This is a genomic window from Serratia sp. 2C06 (assembly GCF_050037615.1).
In the GTDB taxonomy this organism is placed as follows: Bacteria; Pseudomonadota; Gammaproteobacteria; order Enterobacterales; family Enterobacteriaceae; genus Serratia; species Serratia ureilytica.
The window spans coordinates 5,102,504-5,116,749 of record NZ_CP188299.1; the positions used below are offsets into that span (position 1 = coordinate 5,102,504).

Sequence of the window (14,246 nt, forward strand, 5' to 3'; positions counted from 1 at the left end):
ACAGGAAGGTTCCCATGCTGGCGCAATTAACCATCAGCAACTTTGCTATCGTTCATGAGTTGGAAATCGATTTTCAACCGGGCATGACGGCGATCACCGGTGAAACCGGCGCCGGCAAATCCATCGCCATCGATGCGCTGGGGCTGTGCCTCGGCAACCGCGCCGACGGCAACGTGGTGCGCCTGGGAGCCGCCCGTGCCGACATTTGCGCCCGCTTCTCGCTGGCGGACACCCCGTCCGCGCGCGCGTGGCTGGAGCAAAACCAGCTGGACGACAGCAACGAATGCCTGCTGCGCCGGGTGATCAACGCCGACGGCCGTTCGCGCGGCTTTATCAACGGCACCGCCGTGCCGCTGTCGCAGCTGCGTGAGCTGGGGCAACGCCTGATCCAAATCCACGGTCAACACGCCCATCAGCTGCTGCTCAAGCCGGAGCACCAAAAAGCGCTGCTCGACGCCTACGCCGACGAACCCGCCCTGCTGGCGGCGATGAGCCAGGCCTACCAACGTTGGCATCAGAGCTGCCGCGAGCTGGCGCACCATCAGCAGCAGTCCATCGAGCGCGAAGCGCGCAAGCAGCTGCTGCAATACCAATTGAAAGAGCTGAACGAATTCGCGCCGCAGGCCGGCGAGTTCGAACAGACCGACGCCGAGTACAAGCGCCTGGCCAACAGCGGCCAGCTGCTGACCCTCAGCCAGCAAACGCTGCAGCTGCTGGCCGACAGCGACGAGAACAACATGCTCAGCCAGCTTTACAGCGCCAAACACCTGCTGCTTGAGCTGGCCGGGCTGGACGATAAGCTCAGCGGTCTGCTGGACATGCTGGAAGAGGCCTCTATCCAGATCAGCGAAGCCAGCGACGAACTGCGCCATTACGCCGATCGCATGGATCTCGATCCCAATCGCCTGCACGAGCTGGAACAGCGCCTGTCGCGTCAAATCAGCCTGGCGCGCAAACACCAGGTCGCGCCGGAAGAGCTGCCGCAGCTGCATCAGCAGTTGCTGGATGAACAGCAGCTGCTGTCTCAGCAGGAAAGCGACCATGAGCACCTGAACGAGGCGGTTACCCTGCATCACCAGCAGGCGCTGGCGCTGGCGGAAGAGCTGCACCAGAAACGCCTGCACTACGCCGCCGAGCTGACCACGCTCATCACCGACAGCATGCAGGCGCTCTCCATGCCGCACGGCAAATTCAACATCGACGTGCGCTTCGAACCGCAGCACCTGAGCGCCGAAGGGGCCAGCCGCACCGAGTTCTGCGTCTCCACCAACCCGGGGCAGCCGCTGCAGCCGCTGGCGAAGGTCGCCTCCGGCGGTGAGCTGTCGCGCATCGCGCTGGCCATTCAGGTGATCACCGCCCGCAAGATGGAAACTCCGGCGCTGATCTTCGATGAGGTGGACGTGGGCATCAGCGGCCCGACCGCCGCCATCGTCGGCCGTCTGCTGCGCCAGCTCGGCGAATCCACCCAGGTGATGTGCGTCACCCACCTGCCGCAGGTGGCCGGATGCGGGCATCAGCACCTGTTCGTCAGCAAGCAGACCGACGGCACGGTCACCGAAACCCAGATGGCGCCGCTGGATAAACGCGCCCGGCTGCAGGAGCTGGCGCGCCTGCTCGGCGGCAGCGAAGTCACCCGCAATACGTTGGCGAACGCCAAAGAACTGCTGGCGGCATAAAAAAGCTCAACTTTTTCACTTTCCTGCGGTCTGACAGTGACGCTGTTGGCCCGAGAAATATCTAAAGTGCGGCGCGGCGGTGATCCAAAGCCATCTCAACAGCCTAAAAAAGGCCAAGCGCTTGAGGTGCTAAAGGAAAGCCAATGCGTCGCAACGTGAAAGATGAAGGGTATAAAGGTTTCCAACTGCCGCAAGGTCTATTATCATCGGCATCCTATGCCCTAAAGGAATGTGATTACTATGCGCTGTAAAACGCTGACTGCCGCCGCTGTAGTTCTTGTGATGCTGACTGCAGGCTGTTCTACTTTTGAAAAGGTGGTTTATCGTCCTGACATCAACCAGGGGAACTACCTGACGTCGACCGACGTGGCGAAAATTCAGAAAGGGATGACCCAACAACAGGTCGCTTACACATTGGGCACCCCAATGCTGCAAGACCCGTTCGGAACTCAGACGTGGTTCTATGTGTTCCGCCAGCAGCCTGGCCATGAAGATATCACCCAGCAGACGCTGACGCTGACCTTCGACAGCGCAGGCGTGTTGACCGACATCCAGAACAAACCGGCGCTGACCAAGTAATCGGCGCTTCCCGTTCTTCCGGCCCATGAGGGGGCATGGTGTTCCTCATGACAGTCGCAGGCTGCAACGCGGAAGAAAAAATCAGTTTCAGATAAAAAATAAGGCGCTTATAGCGCCTTATTTTTTTGCCTTTTCTGCCCGTTGCCGGCGCAGCTCTTTCGGATCGGCGATCAGCGGCCGGTAAATCTCCACCCGGTCGCCATCGTTCAGCGTATCGCCCAGCTTGGCCGGGCGGCTGTAAATGCCGATTTTGTTGCTTTTAAGATCGATATCCTGGCGCAGCTCCAGCAGGCCTGAAGCCTGAATCGCCTGCTCGACGCTGCTGCCCTCGGCCAGCTTCACCTTGCGCAGGTACTGCCGCTCCGGCAAGGCGTACACCACCTCGACCTGGATGTCAGACACTGTAGACCTCTTTCGCCCGCTGGGTGAATGCCTGCACCATGCTGCCCGCCAGCTCTTTGAACACCTTGCCGAACGCCAGCTCAATCAGTTTGTTGGTGAACTCGAAGTCCAGGTGCAGCTCCACCTTGCAGGCCTCTTCGCTCAGCGGCGTGAACTGCCAGCCGCCCATCAGCTTGCGGAACGGACCATCGACCAGTTGCATATTGATGCTCTGGTTATCCAGCAGCGTATTGCGGGTGGTGAAGGTCTTGCTGATACCGGCCTTGGCGACGTCCACCGCGGCGGTCATCTCGTTGGAGGTAGCGTTAAGCACCCGGCTGCCGGTGCAGCCTGGCAGAAAATCGGGATAAGAATGAACATCGTTAACCAACTGATACATCTGCTCGGCGCTGAACGGCACTAATGCAGACCGACTGATCTGGGGCATATCATTTCCTGTAAGACATAAAACGTACAGATAATACCATTTATCTGGCGGCAAACAAAAAATCTGCTAAGGGATGAGGGCACCAAAAATGCGAAAAATTGCGCAGGTGCTGAACGGGAAAGGATTTCTTTCGCTGAAGCATCCAGTATAATGAACGCACTATGACAAAGAAAAAAGCACACAAACCCGGTTCCGCCACCATTGCCCAAAACAAGCGCGCGCGTTTCGAATACTTCATTGAAGAAGAGTTCGAGGCGGGCCTGTCGCTGCAAGGGTGGGAAGTTAAATCGCTGCGTGCAGGCAAAGCCAACCTCAGCGACAGCTACGTGACGTTCCGTGACGGTGAAGCCTACCTGTTTGGCGCCACCATCACCCCGCTCAACGTGGCTTCGTCGCATGTGGTGTGCGATCCGACGCGTACCCGTAAACTGCTGCTGAACCGACGCGAGCTGGACACCCTGCTCGGCCGCGTCAACCGCGACGGTTACACCGTGGTGGCCTTGTCCCTGTATTGGAAAAATGCCTGGAGCAAGATCAAGATCGGCGTAGCCAAAGGCAAGAAAGAGCACGACAAACGCGATGACATCAAAGATCGCGAATGGCAGACGGCTAAAGCCCGTATCATGAAGCACGCCAATCGTTAAGCCGCTGGCTTATCGAGGTAAACTTCTGGTATACTGCACAAAGTTACTTGGGGCTGATTCTGGATTCGACGGGATTTGCGAAGCCCTAGGAGCATGCCGAGGGGCGGTTGGCCTCGTAAAAAGCCGCAAAAAAATAGTCGCAAACGACGAAAACTACGCTTTAGCAGCTTAATACCCTGCTTAGAGCCCTCTCTCCCTAGCCTCCGCTCTTAGGACGGGGATCAAGAGAGGTCAAACCCAAAAGAGATCGCGTGGATGTCCTGCCTGGGGCTGAAGCGTTAAACTCAATCAGGCTAGTCTGTCAGTAGCGTGTCCATCCGCAGCTGGCCGGCGAATGTAAAGATTGGACTAAGCATGTAGTGCCGACGGTGTAGTAATTTCGGACGGGGGTTCAAATCCCCCCAGCTCCACCAAATGATGATCCGGGTATTACCAGATAAGTCCGGAGAAGTACGGAAAGCCCGCATACCACCTAGGTTTGCGGGCTTTTTTGTGTCTGTAGTAGTCCGAGAATATCCAGCTAAATCCGGGATTTATTGGTATACGTTTAGGTATACGTTAAAATGTATGCCATGAACGTATACCAATTATGGACGAATCCTTACATGGCGCGGACTACACGCCCCCTCACACATACCGAAGTACAAAAAGCCAAAGCCCTAGAGAAAGACCTCACCCTACACGACGGTGACGGCCTTTTCCTGTTAGTCAAAACCACCGGCAAAAAATTGTGGCGTTTCCGCTACCTCCGCTCCGGCACCAGTTCACGGACTATGGTTAGCCTCGGTGCCTACCCTGCCCTGTCACTTGCCGACGCCCGACAAATACGCGCCGAAAAGCTCGCGATACTGGCAAGAGGCATTGACCCACAGGCCAAAGAAGCAGAAGAAGCAGAACAAAAGCAGGTAGCCCAAGAAAGCATTTTCCTGAACGTGGCAAAGCAATGGTTCGCATTGAAACAGGCCAGCGTCAGCGCTAAACATGCTGAAGACATCTGGCGTTCTTTTGAAAAGGACATACTGCCATCTATCGAGAATGTCCCGGTTCAGGACATTAAAGCACGTTTGCTGATTCAAGTGCTGGAACCTATCAAAGCCCGTGGTGCATTAGAGACAGTTCGACGTTTGGTGCAACGCATCAACGAAATCATGATTTACGCCGTCAACACCGGTTTGATTGATGCTAATCCGGCTTCTGGCATCGGCAATGCGTTCGAGCGCCCTAAGAAGCAGCATATGCCGACCATACGGCCCGAAGAACTGCCTAAGCTGATGCGCACAATTTATCAATCCCAACCCGCTGCTTGCTTGAATGGCAGTTGCTGACGCTGATTCGTCCTGCTGAAGCCTCCGCAACCGCATGGGCCGAGATCGATATTGAAAACCGTGAATGGCGTATTCCGGCGGAACGCATGAAGGCTAAGCGTGATCATGTCGTTCCACTCTCAGACCAAGCTTTAGAGATACTCGAAATCATGCATCCTATTAGCGGCCAGCGTGAGTACGTATTCCCAAGCCGCAACGACCCGCGTAAGGCCATGAACAGCCAGACAGCGAATGCTACGTTAAAACGTATAGGTTATGGCGGAAAATTAGTCGCACATGGTTTACGCTCCATAGCGAGTACAGCTATGAATGAAGCAGAGTTTAATGCTGATTTGATTGAGGCTGCTTTAGCGCACTGTGATAAGAATGAAGTTCGAAGAGCCTATAACCGTTCCACATACCTTGAGCAGCGACGGTCGTTAATGGATTGGTGGGGAGCGGAAGTATATGCAAAAAAATAGGCATATATGCATTAGATCTCAGTTGATACTTTACGGCTTAAGGCTATACCTAATTTGACAGACAGCTCTTGCCAGACGCGGACATAGACAAGGTCAATGGTGCCTTAAAATGTAGTTGCTGGCTCTCTCTATCTTCTTCAAAGTCAACTTCATAGAAACAACACGTTTTATTCTTTTTGGTATAAGTTAAAATAGAATTATTCTCAATTTTTAATGGGTGATCATATGCTCGATCTTAGTCCTGCTATGCAGGGATTTCTCGGTGGTGCTGCCGCTGTAGGATTTCCACTTTTGTTTAATTTGACAAAGGAGATAATTTTTGACTTGAGAAAAATTAAAGCAGAACGCACTTACATCAGCGTTCAACTTGTATTTCTTCTGGATAAATTTGTCAGTGAATGTGCAGAGGTTTCATGGGATAGAGGATTCGATGAAAGCTATCAGGAACCAGACTCCCCTGAATATTTAAAGACACAAGTCGAGCCTCCTATTTTCGATATGAGTACAGTGAAAGGTGAGTATAAGTATATTGAACCTACTCTCATTTACAATCTGCAATCCATCGACATTGAATTATTAAAAATAAAACAAGAATTACGAGAAGTGACCGAGAACCCAAATTTTGGCCCGGAGTTTATGGACCAATATATTCTGCTAAGACGTGAGCTTTATGCAGATCTTGGATTAGACGTCGCTCTATTATCTGAGAATGTCCGCAATAAGTTGAAAATAGACGCTGATCACGGATGGACACCGAAAGAGAGCTTACTGAGAAGTAAATCACACATTGCTCGAATCAAATCAAAGGGGGCTTTCTACAAAATGTTGAGGAAGTCTGAACGTATGATGAGATCGAAACAACAGCCATTTTGATTTTTACCCGAATTAAAAATGTATCGTTTGTGAATGCAGGGTCACTTACGAAGCACGTTTTTCACTCATAATAGTCTTACACGTACCGCCTGTTCAGCGGAGTTAGGCCAAAACAGAACCTCATAGGTTAGTTATTCACTTTGGCAGAATTGAGCTAAATTCTGCCAAAGCATATGAATCACTCATAGTGATAAAGAAACAATAAGAGAATCATTTAGTAATTCCAATTTCTTTAAGGACCTCCTTTAATTTAGCTTGACTCATATCTGTTTTGAACAATTCATGGTCCTGAATTTTTTTGGCTTGTTGTCCTTTTGAAATTTTAATTTTTCCTGACGGGGATAATTCAGCATCAAAAAAATAACATAATTTGGAGTCGGTATATTCCATGTTAGACTTCATAATTTGCCAGATTTCGTCCTTCTCAATATTATTCATTCGCGGACCAAATATAACGCCTCGAATAGCACTAGCATCATGATGGAAAATATGACCAACATTACGGTTCATACGTTCTTTAGCATTTCGTTCATTCTCAATCCCCACATTCGCCTCAGGAACAAACATTCGATATTCAGACTCATACCTCCAAAATTTATTTTTAGTTAAAAATAAGTCTGTAGCGTTTGCCGTCGGATCTAGTAGTGATACAACTTTAGTTTGATTGCTATACTTGATAGGTTTTACTTGGAATTTAAAACGACGTGGTGAAAATAAATTATCTTTCACCTCTATTCCATGATGTTGTGAGCTGTTGAAAGTAAACTGTTTAGTTTCATAAATCACTACACAACCACTGAAGCCCCCCGCGTAATGCGCCCACATCATGCGATCTAATGCATTACTGGAAAAAGATACGCTGAATACTGCTGGAATTATTTTTCTATATAGCCTCTCTTTAATTCCTAACTCACACAGCATTACCAGAAACTGTTTAGGGTTAGACTCATTACCATAGATATTTTTATTAATCTCATCAAGAGGCAATAGACCATTATATATAGCCTTACGTATATCATCAGCATAAGAATCAAACAACTTATCAAGTGAGTCAAGATCACCTCTGATTCTTTTCCAATGAAATATTCTGTTTAACTCTTTATGTATTTTTAAATTACTCAAATCTAATATGTGACTTAGATTTTCATAGGAATTATCACATGATGAACGTAATAGAACATCCCAAAGGTTCAATTCGTTATCAAAACGATAATATATATTCAAATCATTCGGGTCATTTAATTGTGCTCGAGCAGAAAAATAAAGCTCGTTATACCGAATGGCTTTATAAAACAACAAGTCTGGGCGGTAATATTTAAACAGATGCATGTTTTATCCATAAATTAATTATACTGCACAATTAACTACTGAGAATATGATGTTTTGTTATATGAAGAATATCCTATATCTTCGACAAGCATAATGTAAAGACCCGTTAGCCAACAGAATGTCTGCTTCTCTTTCAAAACAGCCAGTTAGCAGTATCTAGGCCGTTCAGTGCCAGAAGTGGATGTTGCTAACATCGTGCTATGTTATTCAATGAGTAACAGGCCCCCAATGTGCATGAACGTATCTGCCATCTCCCATTCACAAATCAGAAAAAGCTCACTTAGATGCCTGTCAGAGCACGATAACGCCATTACTCATCCTGGCTTAAATAGCCATGCTTAAACGCCTCAGAGGCACGCTGATGCATTAAATGAAAAGTCGCTCTGTAGTGGCACAGTAAATTTGTGCCACCTGATTAAAGGTAATATTCTCACCTCAACATGAAACAGGTGACTTAATGAACAAGGAAACTAAGCGTACTTTCACCCCTGAGTTCAGGCTGGAATGTGCACAACTGATTGTTGATAAGGGATACTCGTATCGGCAAGCCAGTGAGGCGATGAATGTCGGCTCTACCACGCTTGAGAGCTGGGTACGCCAGCTCAGGCGAGAGCGTCAGGGGATCACGCACTCTGCTACCCCCATTACTGCAGAGCAGCAACGTATCCGCGAGCTGGAAAAGCAGGTTCGCCGCCTGGAGGAACAGAATACGATATTAAAAAAGGCTACTGCGCTCTTGATGTCCGACTCACTGAACGGTTCACGATAGTTGCCAGACTGAGTGACAGCCACACGGTTGTTACCCTTTGCTCCGCTCTGGGAATACACCGTAGCAGTTACCGATATTGGCGAAAACGACGCGATACTGTCAATCCAGCGCGAGTCAGGTTGTGCAGCGAAATACGCCAAGCATGGAACCAGAGTCTGGGCTCTGCTGGCGCACGCACTCTGGCTGAAATGCTAACTCAGAACGGCGTCCCGATGAGTCGTTACCGCGCCGGGCGTCTCATGAAATACCTGAATCTGAGCAGTTGTCAGCCCGGAAAACATCAGTATAAAAATGCCCGTCAGGAACATACATGCTTGCCGAATTTACTCGAGCGTCAGTTCGCTGTGCCGGAACCAGACCGTGTATGGTGCGAAGATATTACGTACATCTGGGCAGGAAATCGCTGGTGCTATCTGGCAGTTATCATGGATCTTTTTGCCCGCAGAATTATCGGCTGGAGTCTGTCAGCGAATGCCGATACCGCACTGATAAGCAGTGCCATGCGGATGGCCTATGAGATGCGTGGCCACCCTCGGGAGGTCATGTTCCATAGTGATCAAGGAAGCCAATATACCGGCCTTAAATATCAACAAGTTCTCTGGCGTTACAGGATAAAGCAAAGCGTCAGTCGGCGAGGGAACTGCTGGGATAACAGCCCAATGGAACGCTTCTTCCGTAGTCTGAAAACAGAATGGGTGCCGACGGATGGTTACGCAGGTAGGGACGAGGCCCGGCAGCAAATTAATGATTACATATTGAACTACTACAATAGCGTCAGACTACACCACTATAACAGAGGGCTGACGCCGGAAGAGTCCGAGAACAGGTATCATTTTTACTGTAAAACCGTGGCCAGTATTACTTGACCACTACAAAAGGCCGTAAAGCAACAGCTCGCAGTAAGGCACTGGAAGTTATCGAACTGCTTGAAAAGGGGCTGAGTAAGCCGGAAATATCCCACCAATTGGGGATTGGCATTACTAGCATTTATCGCATCGTCCGGGCTAACAGGCCCGACTTACTGGAGAACAAGCATTGCAACGACTAAAGGGATGCTTACTGATGGCCTTGCTCTATAACGTGAACGCCTTCGCAACACCACCTATCAATGTCTGACTCCGGTGTGCGAATGGCATTCATGCAACGATTAAAGATAACGTACTGACCGCTGAGGGAGTGATAACGCTGCTATTTGAGCACACGGAAAATGAAACCGACCAACAGATAACATTAGTCTTCGCCGACGCTCACACTGAAGCAAAGATACAAATCCGGTATAGAGGACCTGCATTCTATCTAAGGGATGGTAATGGAAGCTGGATTCCATGCAAAGCAACAAAAATCCTCTGACAACAAATTCCCCAACAGGACAATGCCATGAAATTTCAAATATGGGCTTTAGCGTTACCATTGTTGCTCTCAGCAACCAGCCACACCAGCGCATCTGCTCTTGAATATAACGTGATTGATCTTGACTGCCCAAATCTTATGAAAGGCACGATGCATGTGAGCAAAACATGGGATAACGGTTATCTCGCAGTCAAAGATTACGGCACTTTCGCACTAAGAACATCCAAACAGATAGATAACGAAGGGGCCATCCTCACTTTCAGTAACGGGGAGGTAAGAGCCAAAATTCTTCCTCACGTAAAAAACGGAGTGGTCCGTTTCTACTTATGGGATAAAGGGGACTGGCAGGTTTGTAGTTGGAAATAGTCCCCTAGCTATAAATGAATTCAGCTTCGTTTCAGGAGTTGAATTCACGTCTAAACATCCATCATATTTCATGCGTATCAGCTACAATTTCGATTAAGAAAATGCAACAAGTAAGCAACCACCTTATCAGGCATTAATCAAAATTATCACAGGTTGTGCCATTCTGAAAAACCCAAGATGGGTTTCCCTTTTCGGACGGCGGCCTGCAACTTTCGCAGTAACTTTGGACGCCCTCAGGATTGTTAGGTGTTTCCCGGGCAATTGTCGTTCCAAAGTCATCTGGAGCTGGAAAGTAAACATGCTGCTGACCCTGAGTAACCGAGCACTTAGGACAACTTTTATACGCGATATTGTCTTTTACTTTTGGTAATCCTTTATTCAAAGGGAGCCCACAATGCTTACAAGCCATAATCATCAGAATCTCCTTAATCTGCAAAATCCCTCACAAGTGGAGGGTTACAGACCAAATATCAAGCAAGAACAAATCGCAGTCAAGCTACCAAATAGACTAACACCTAGCACTTGCATACGGCGGAATGTTTCTTCCTATTTTGGACGATGAATTCAACTTCGGGAGCGGGGTTAAATTCATTATATCTCACATCACATAAGTGACTGCACACCGCTATTGGCAATAGCACATCTCAGTGTGCCATACTGCTGTGACATTGATTCCCGCTACATTGTTCAAAGAATCAGACAGTTAGTATTTGGTGTTGCTCTCAGCCAGCTCCACCAAATACGTCGCCAGTGAACCAGATAGACCCGGCGATAATAGCGAAAAAGCCCACAACTTCGGTTGCGGGCTTTTTTGTGTCTGTTCGTCACCAACGTGTCAAAGCGAGTTCCAGTCCGGCAGCCTGTTCGCCTTTTTCCGCCCGTAGTGGAAAAGCGACATAAAAAAGCCAAACAACAGGCCGGCGGCGAGGCTTAATGTCAGGGCCTCTTCACCGGTATATCCCTGATTTTTCCATACCATGAACCACATCAGCACGCCCCACAGCGGGCCAAACCAAATGCCGAAGAACAGCATATTCAGCCAGAAAGGCGCAAACGGCGGCGGTGGCATATTCACGTCCATTCGCCACAGCAGACGCAAGATTGGCGGCGCATAGTTGCTCCGCCACATCTTCTTTTCCTCCATCAGCGCTATCGCCTTATCCCTTTGTTGTTCAAACGTCATCGTTCGCTTCCTTTCAGTGGAGATTACCCTTTGGTGAGATGATACGCGCTTAAGCCCCATTCCCAAATATCCGGCATGCCCGCAGGCATGCCGGACGCTCCTCACCGCCCCTCTTTTTCCCCCAGGAAGAAATACCACAGCGGAATGGAAAGCAGCAGGGTGAACACCAGCGTATACAGCAGCACCATCAGGCTCTGCATGATCACCATCTGTGCGCTCCAGTCACCGATCGGCAGCTGAAACTGTTCGACGGTGCCACCGAGGATCGCCCGGCCCATCACGCAGCCGACCGCCACCGCCACTGTCGCCACCGCCGCGCGGAACTTGCGCACCTCGGCGCGGCGGGCGGCCGCTTCAGGCGTTTCGTCCCGAAGGCCTTGCCGCTGGCCGCGCCAGCGCCACACGTCCACCAGCAGCAACGCCGCGAGGCTCACGCCCATTACCGGCAGGCAATAACCCAGCACCACTGCTACCAGCAGCGTGACGGCGCGGGCAGGCAGGGAAAGCGCCAGCCAGGCGGCAAACAGGGTCTGCACCGGATGCTGCACCCCCGCCGCCGGGCGGCGACTCCACCACATGCGGTAACCCAGCACGATCGCCAGGCACAGCCCGAGGCCGAACGCCGCCAGCAGTAGCTGATTCGGCAAGCCGAACAGAATGCCCATGTGGGCGTCGATGCCCCAGCGGGTCAGCTTGGCGATGAGCGGGAAGGTGTCGAACCGCACCTGGTCGACGACGGCGAAGCTTTGCGGCGCGATGGCAACCGCGTCCACCTGCGTTGGCCAGCTGCGATCCACTTCGGTTACTGTCCAGGCTTTGCCCTCGCCTTTCGGCTGGCGCAGCTCGACCTTGGCGGCGTCGATCCCGGCGGCGCGCGCAGCGTGCAGCGCCCGCTCCCAATCACCGTTCAGCGCATTGCTTTGCGCGGCAGGGCCCATCTTCATGCCCGGCATCATCCCGCGGTGCTCGGCGTGCGGATCGGTCGGCGTCTGAGGCGCATCGGCCTGCAGGCTGGTGTTGACCTGCGGCGTCAGCCAGCCCAGGTTGGCCCGCAGCGCGTCGATGTTGCCGCCGGCCCACTGCGACCAGGTCAGCCCGGTGGCCGAGAAGAACAGCAGCCCGGCCAGCAGCGCCACGCCCAGCGTGATATGCCAATGGCGGTTAGCGGCGAAGCCCCCTTTCACCCTTTTCAGCTTGCGCTTCGGCCGCGTCGCCAGCCACAGCGCCACGCCGCCCAGCGCGGCCACCCACAGCCAGGAGGCCGCCAGCTCGCTGTAGTTACGCCCCAGGTCGCCGAGCAGCAGGCTGCTGTGTAGCTTGTCCAGCCAGGTGCGCAGCGGCAGCACGCCAGAGGTGCCGTACACCGTCATGTCGCCCTTGATCGCCAGGGTGTAAGGATCGACAAACAGCGCGCGCGACTCGGAGGCGCCCAGATCGGCACTCGCGAACTGCACGCGGGTGGTGTCCATTGCGCCGGGAGCCGGACGCACGGCGTAAATGCGCGCCTCGTCACCCGCCGCACGGCGGGCGGCGGCGATCTGGTCAGCCAGCGATCTCGCCTGCCCGTGCGGTTCGGTGAAAAGCGCATCGCGATACAGCGCCTCTTCAAGCTGCGGCGTCAGCACATACAGCGTGCCGGTCAGTGCAGCGACCAGAATAAAAGGAGCGACCAGCAGGCCGATATAGAAATGCAGCCGTCTGATCAGGTTCAGCATCGCGCCACGCGGCGATGCGGCAGGTGGAGTTTTGGTTATTGAAGACATGGCCTTTCTCGTTTTTCAAACTGTGCGCGCAGGCAAACCGCCCGCAGCGATACGAACGGCGTTACCCATGATCAAGCAATAAGGAAAAACGGCTGGCCGGGCGGCCCGCGCGGGCTCGGCCGCAGAGTAAGGCGCCGAAGGGGCGGAGAAACGATGCGCGGCGCGCAAGGCAGGCGCGCGATGCGCGTCATCAGCCACAGCAGCGGGACGAATGCCCACAGCAGTAGCGGCACGTGGATCAGCAGCTCGCAATAGCCGCAGAAAATCATCTCCGCAGGATCCATGCCGTGGTGGCCGGCATGTTCGGCGGCGGGCATCGCCATCGCGTGCATGTCGTGCGGCATGGCGGCTGCCGTCTGCGTCATGCCGCCCATCATCGGGTGGTGCGTCAGCGATTTCGACACCATCGGCGCCACAAACAGCAACAGCACCGCCATAATGGCGATGCAGGCGGTAAAGCGTTGCGGTAGCTGACGTGGCACTCTCATCGCGGCGGCGAATTAACCCGGTCGGTGGCGAACAAGCGGCCAGTGTAACCCGCGATGCGCGATGAGGTGAAAGAAAAGTCAGGTTTGTCTTACCCGCCCCCGGCGAGGGCGATCACAGCGCCCGCGAATAGACCCGCGAGGCTTCGCCCCAGGGATGATAGCCGAGCCCGTTATAAACGAAGCCGCTGCGTTCGTAGTACCCTTCCAGCTCGGTGCACAGGTGCAGCTGCGGGAAGCCCAGCCGGCGGGTTTCCGCCGCTACATGCTCAATCAGTTTGGCGCCGTAGCCCCTGCCGCGCTGCGTCTCTTCTACGTAGAGCGCGCACAGCCAGGGATACAATTCCCCACGGCTGATAAAGTCGTTGGTAATGAGCCCCGCGCAGCCGAGGATCTGGTCATTTTCCATCAGCAGGTACCACTGCGGCAGCGGGTTGGCGGCGCCGAGGCTGCGGTTGATGGCGTCTTCATACATCATCAGCGTCTCTGCCGTGGCCCAGTGCCGCTGAAAATACGCAATGGCGCGCGGCGCCAGCTCGGGCGCTTGCCGCACCGAAATCATGTCCATCGTCATTCCCGTTATTCATGTTGTCAGCGTAGAATTATGCAGCAAT

At 52.4% G+C, this 14,246-nt stretch carries 14 protein-coding genes, 1 other RNA gene and 1 pseudogene; 9 read left to right on the forward strand and 7 right to left on the reverse strand.

Features of this window, described 5'->3' with window-relative positions; genetic code table 11:
* The first annotated feature begins 14 nt into the window (after window positions 1–14).
* A complete protein-coding gene (gene recN, locus ACP3TA_RS24865; RefSeq protein WP_089197354.1) occupies window positions 15–1,676 on the forward strand; it encodes a DNA repair protein RecN in 1,662 nt (553 codons plus the stop codon).
* Between the two features lie 240 nt (window positions 1,677–1,916).
* A complete protein-coding gene (gene bamE / locus ACP3TA_RS24870) occupies window positions 1,917–2,255 on the forward strand; it encodes an outer membrane protein assembly factor BamE (RefSeq protein ID WP_004929101.1) in 339 nt (112 codons plus the stop codon).
* 117 nt (window positions 2,256–2,372) lie between these two features.
* Here bamE and ACP3TA_RS24875 read toward each other — a convergent pair whose 3' ends face one another.
* On the reverse strand, window positions 2,373–2,657 hold the full coding sequence (locus ACP3TA_RS24875; protein ID WP_004929098.1) for an RnfH family protein: 285 nt from the start codon (window positions 2,655–2,657) through the stop codon (window positions 2,373–2,375).
* Entirely contained in the window at window positions 2,650–3,084 is a 435-nt protein-coding gene (locus tag ACP3TA_RS24880; protein WP_004929096.1) for a type II toxin-antitoxin system RatA family toxin, read from the reverse strand. Before ACP3TA_RS24880 ends, ACP3TA_RS24875 begins: the two co-directional genes overlap by 8 nt.
* Window positions 3,085–3,245: 161 nt before the next feature.
* Here ACP3TA_RS24880 and smpB point away from each other — a divergent pair, with 161 nt between their 5' ends.
* From smpB to ACP3TA_RS24900, 4 genes and pseudogenes are all read left to right on the forward strand, one after another.
* On the forward strand, window positions 3,246–3,728 hold the full coding sequence (gene smpB / locus ACP3TA_RS24885) for an SsrA-binding protein SmpB (RefSeq protein ID WP_016929804.1): 483 nt from the start codon (window positions 3,246–3,248) through the stop codon (window positions 3,726–3,728).
* 49 nt (window positions 3,729–3,777) lie between these two features.
* Window positions 3,778–4,141, forward strand: a transfer-messenger RNA (tmRNA) gene (gene ssrA / locus ACP3TA_RS24890).
* 192 nt (window positions 4,142–4,333) lie between these two features.
* Window positions 4,334–5,514 (forward strand): annotated as a pseudogene (locus ACP3TA_RS24895) (integrase domain-containing protein).
* A gap of 225 nt (window positions 5,515–5,739) precedes the next feature.
* The gene (locus ACP3TA_RS24900) at window positions 5,740–6,387 is read left to right on the forward strand and encodes a hypothetical protein (protein ID WP_206196252.1); all 648 of its coding nucleotides are present in this window, start codon (window positions 5,740–5,742) and stop codon (window positions 6,385–6,387) included.
* 210 nt (window positions 6,388–6,597) lie between these two features.
* Here ACP3TA_RS24900 and ACP3TA_RS24905 read toward each other — a convergent pair whose 3' ends face one another.
* A complete protein-coding gene (locus ACP3TA_RS24905; RefSeq protein WP_206196251.1) occupies window positions 6,598–7,716 on the reverse strand; it encodes a DUF2971 domain-containing protein in 1,119 nt (372 codons plus the stop codon).
* 457 nt (window positions 7,717–8,173) lie between these two features.
* Here ACP3TA_RS24905 and ACP3TA_RS24910 point away from each other — a divergent pair.
* The 3 genes from ACP3TA_RS24910 (at window position 8,174) to ACP3TA_RS24920 (ending at window position 10,201) form a co-directional block, all read left to right on the forward strand.
* A protein-coding gene (locus ACP3TA_RS24910; RefSeq protein ID WP_206196250.1) for an IS3 family transposase occupies window positions 8,174–9,351 on the forward strand; the annotation gives its coding sequence in 2 pieces (ribosomal slippage) (window positions 8,174–8,432 and window positions 8,432–9,351; 1,179 coding nt in all).
* Window positions 9,348–9,533, forward strand: a complete 186-nt coding sequence (locus tag ACP3TA_RS24915; RefSeq protein ID WP_206196249.1) for a helix-turn-helix domain-containing protein — start codon at window positions 9,348–9,350, stop codon at window positions 9,531–9,533. The genes ACP3TA_RS24910 and ACP3TA_RS24915 overlap by 4 nt, the downstream gene beginning before the upstream one ends.
* A 329-nt stretch (window positions 9,534–9,862) precedes the next feature.
* On the forward strand, window positions 9,863–10,201 hold the full coding sequence (locus tag ACP3TA_RS24920) for a hypothetical protein (RefSeq protein WP_206196248.1): 339 nt from the start codon (window positions 9,863–9,865) through the stop codon (window positions 10,199–10,201).
* A gap of 835 nt (window positions 10,202–11,036) precedes the next feature.
* Here ACP3TA_RS24920 and ACP3TA_RS24925 read toward each other — a convergent pair.
* The 4 genes from ACP3TA_RS24925 to ACP3TA_RS24940 all read right to left on the reverse strand — a co-directional run bounded on the left by ACP3TA_RS24925 (window position 11,037) and on the right by ACP3TA_RS24940 (window position 14,200).
* Window positions 11,037–11,384: a DUF6404 family protein gene (locus ACP3TA_RS24925; protein ID WP_206196247.1), complete on the reverse strand. Its 348-nt coding sequence runs from the start codon at window positions 11,382–11,384 to the stop codon at window positions 11,037–11,039.
* A gap of 101 nt (window positions 11,385–11,485) precedes the next feature.
* Window positions 11,486–13,147 carry a DUF2534 family protein gene (locus ACP3TA_RS24930; RefSeq protein WP_426784473.1) on the reverse strand — a complete coding sequence of 554 codons (1,662 nt, stop codon included), beginning with the start codon at window positions 13,145–13,147 and terminating at the stop codon, window positions 11,486–11,488.
* A 71-nt stretch (window positions 13,148–13,218) separates the two neighbouring features.
* Window positions 13,219–13,635, reverse strand: a complete 417-nt coding sequence (locus ACP3TA_RS24935; RefSeq protein WP_426784474.1) for a DUF2946 domain-containing protein — start codon at window positions 13,633–13,635, stop codon at window positions 13,219–13,221.
* 112 nt (window positions 13,636–13,747) lie between these two features.
* Window positions 13,748–14,200, reverse strand: a complete 453-nt coding sequence (locus ACP3TA_RS24940; protein WP_197809846.1) for a GNAT family N-acetyltransferase — start codon at window positions 14,198–14,200, stop codon at window positions 13,748–13,750.
* Window positions 14,201–14,246 lie beyond the last annotated feature (46 nt).

Coding starts and splice junctions, on each gene's coding strand:
- recN (WP_089197354.1), top strand. CDS start 15: ATGCTGGCGCAATTAACCATCAGCAACTTTGCTATCGTTCATGAGTTG.
- ACP3TA_RS24930 (WP_426784473.1), bottom strand. CDS start 13,147: ATGTCTTCAATAACCAAAACTCCACCTGCCGCATCGCCGCGTGGCGCG.
- ACP3TA_RS24905 (WP_206196251.1), bottom strand. CDS start 7,716: ATGCATCTGTTTAAATATTACCGCCCAGACTTGTTGTTTTATAAAGCC.
- ACP3TA_RS24880 (WP_004929096.1), bottom strand. CDS start 3,084: ATGCCCCAGATCAGTCGGTCTGCATTAGTGCCGTTCAGCGCCGAGCAG.
- ACP3TA_RS24900 (WP_206196252.1), top strand. CDS start 5,740: ATGCTCGATCTTAGTCCTGCTATGCAGGGATTTCTCGGTGGTGCTGCC.
- ACP3TA_RS24920 (WP_206196248.1), top strand. CDS start 9,863: ATGAAATTTCAAATATGGGCTTTAGCGTTACCATTGTTGCTCTCAGCA.
- ACP3TA_RS24940 (WP_197809846.1), bottom strand. CDS start 14,200: ATGGACATGATTTCGGTGCGGCAAGCGCCCGAGCTGGCGCCGCGCGCC.
- ACP3TA_RS24925 (WP_206196247.1), bottom strand. CDS start 11,384: ATGACGTTTGAACAACAAAGGGATAAGGCGATAGCGCTGATGGAGGAA.
- smpB (WP_016929804.1), top strand. CDS start 3,246: ATGACAAAGAAAAAAGCACACAAACCCGGTTCCGCCACCATTGCCCAA.
- ACP3TA_RS24935 (WP_426784474.1), bottom strand. CDS start 13,635: ATGAGAGTGCCACGTCAGCTACCGCAACGCTTTACCGCCTGCATCGCC.
- bamE (WP_004929101.1), top strand. CDS start 1,917: ATGCGCTGTAAAACGCTGACTGCCGCCGCTGTAGTTCTTGTGATGCTG.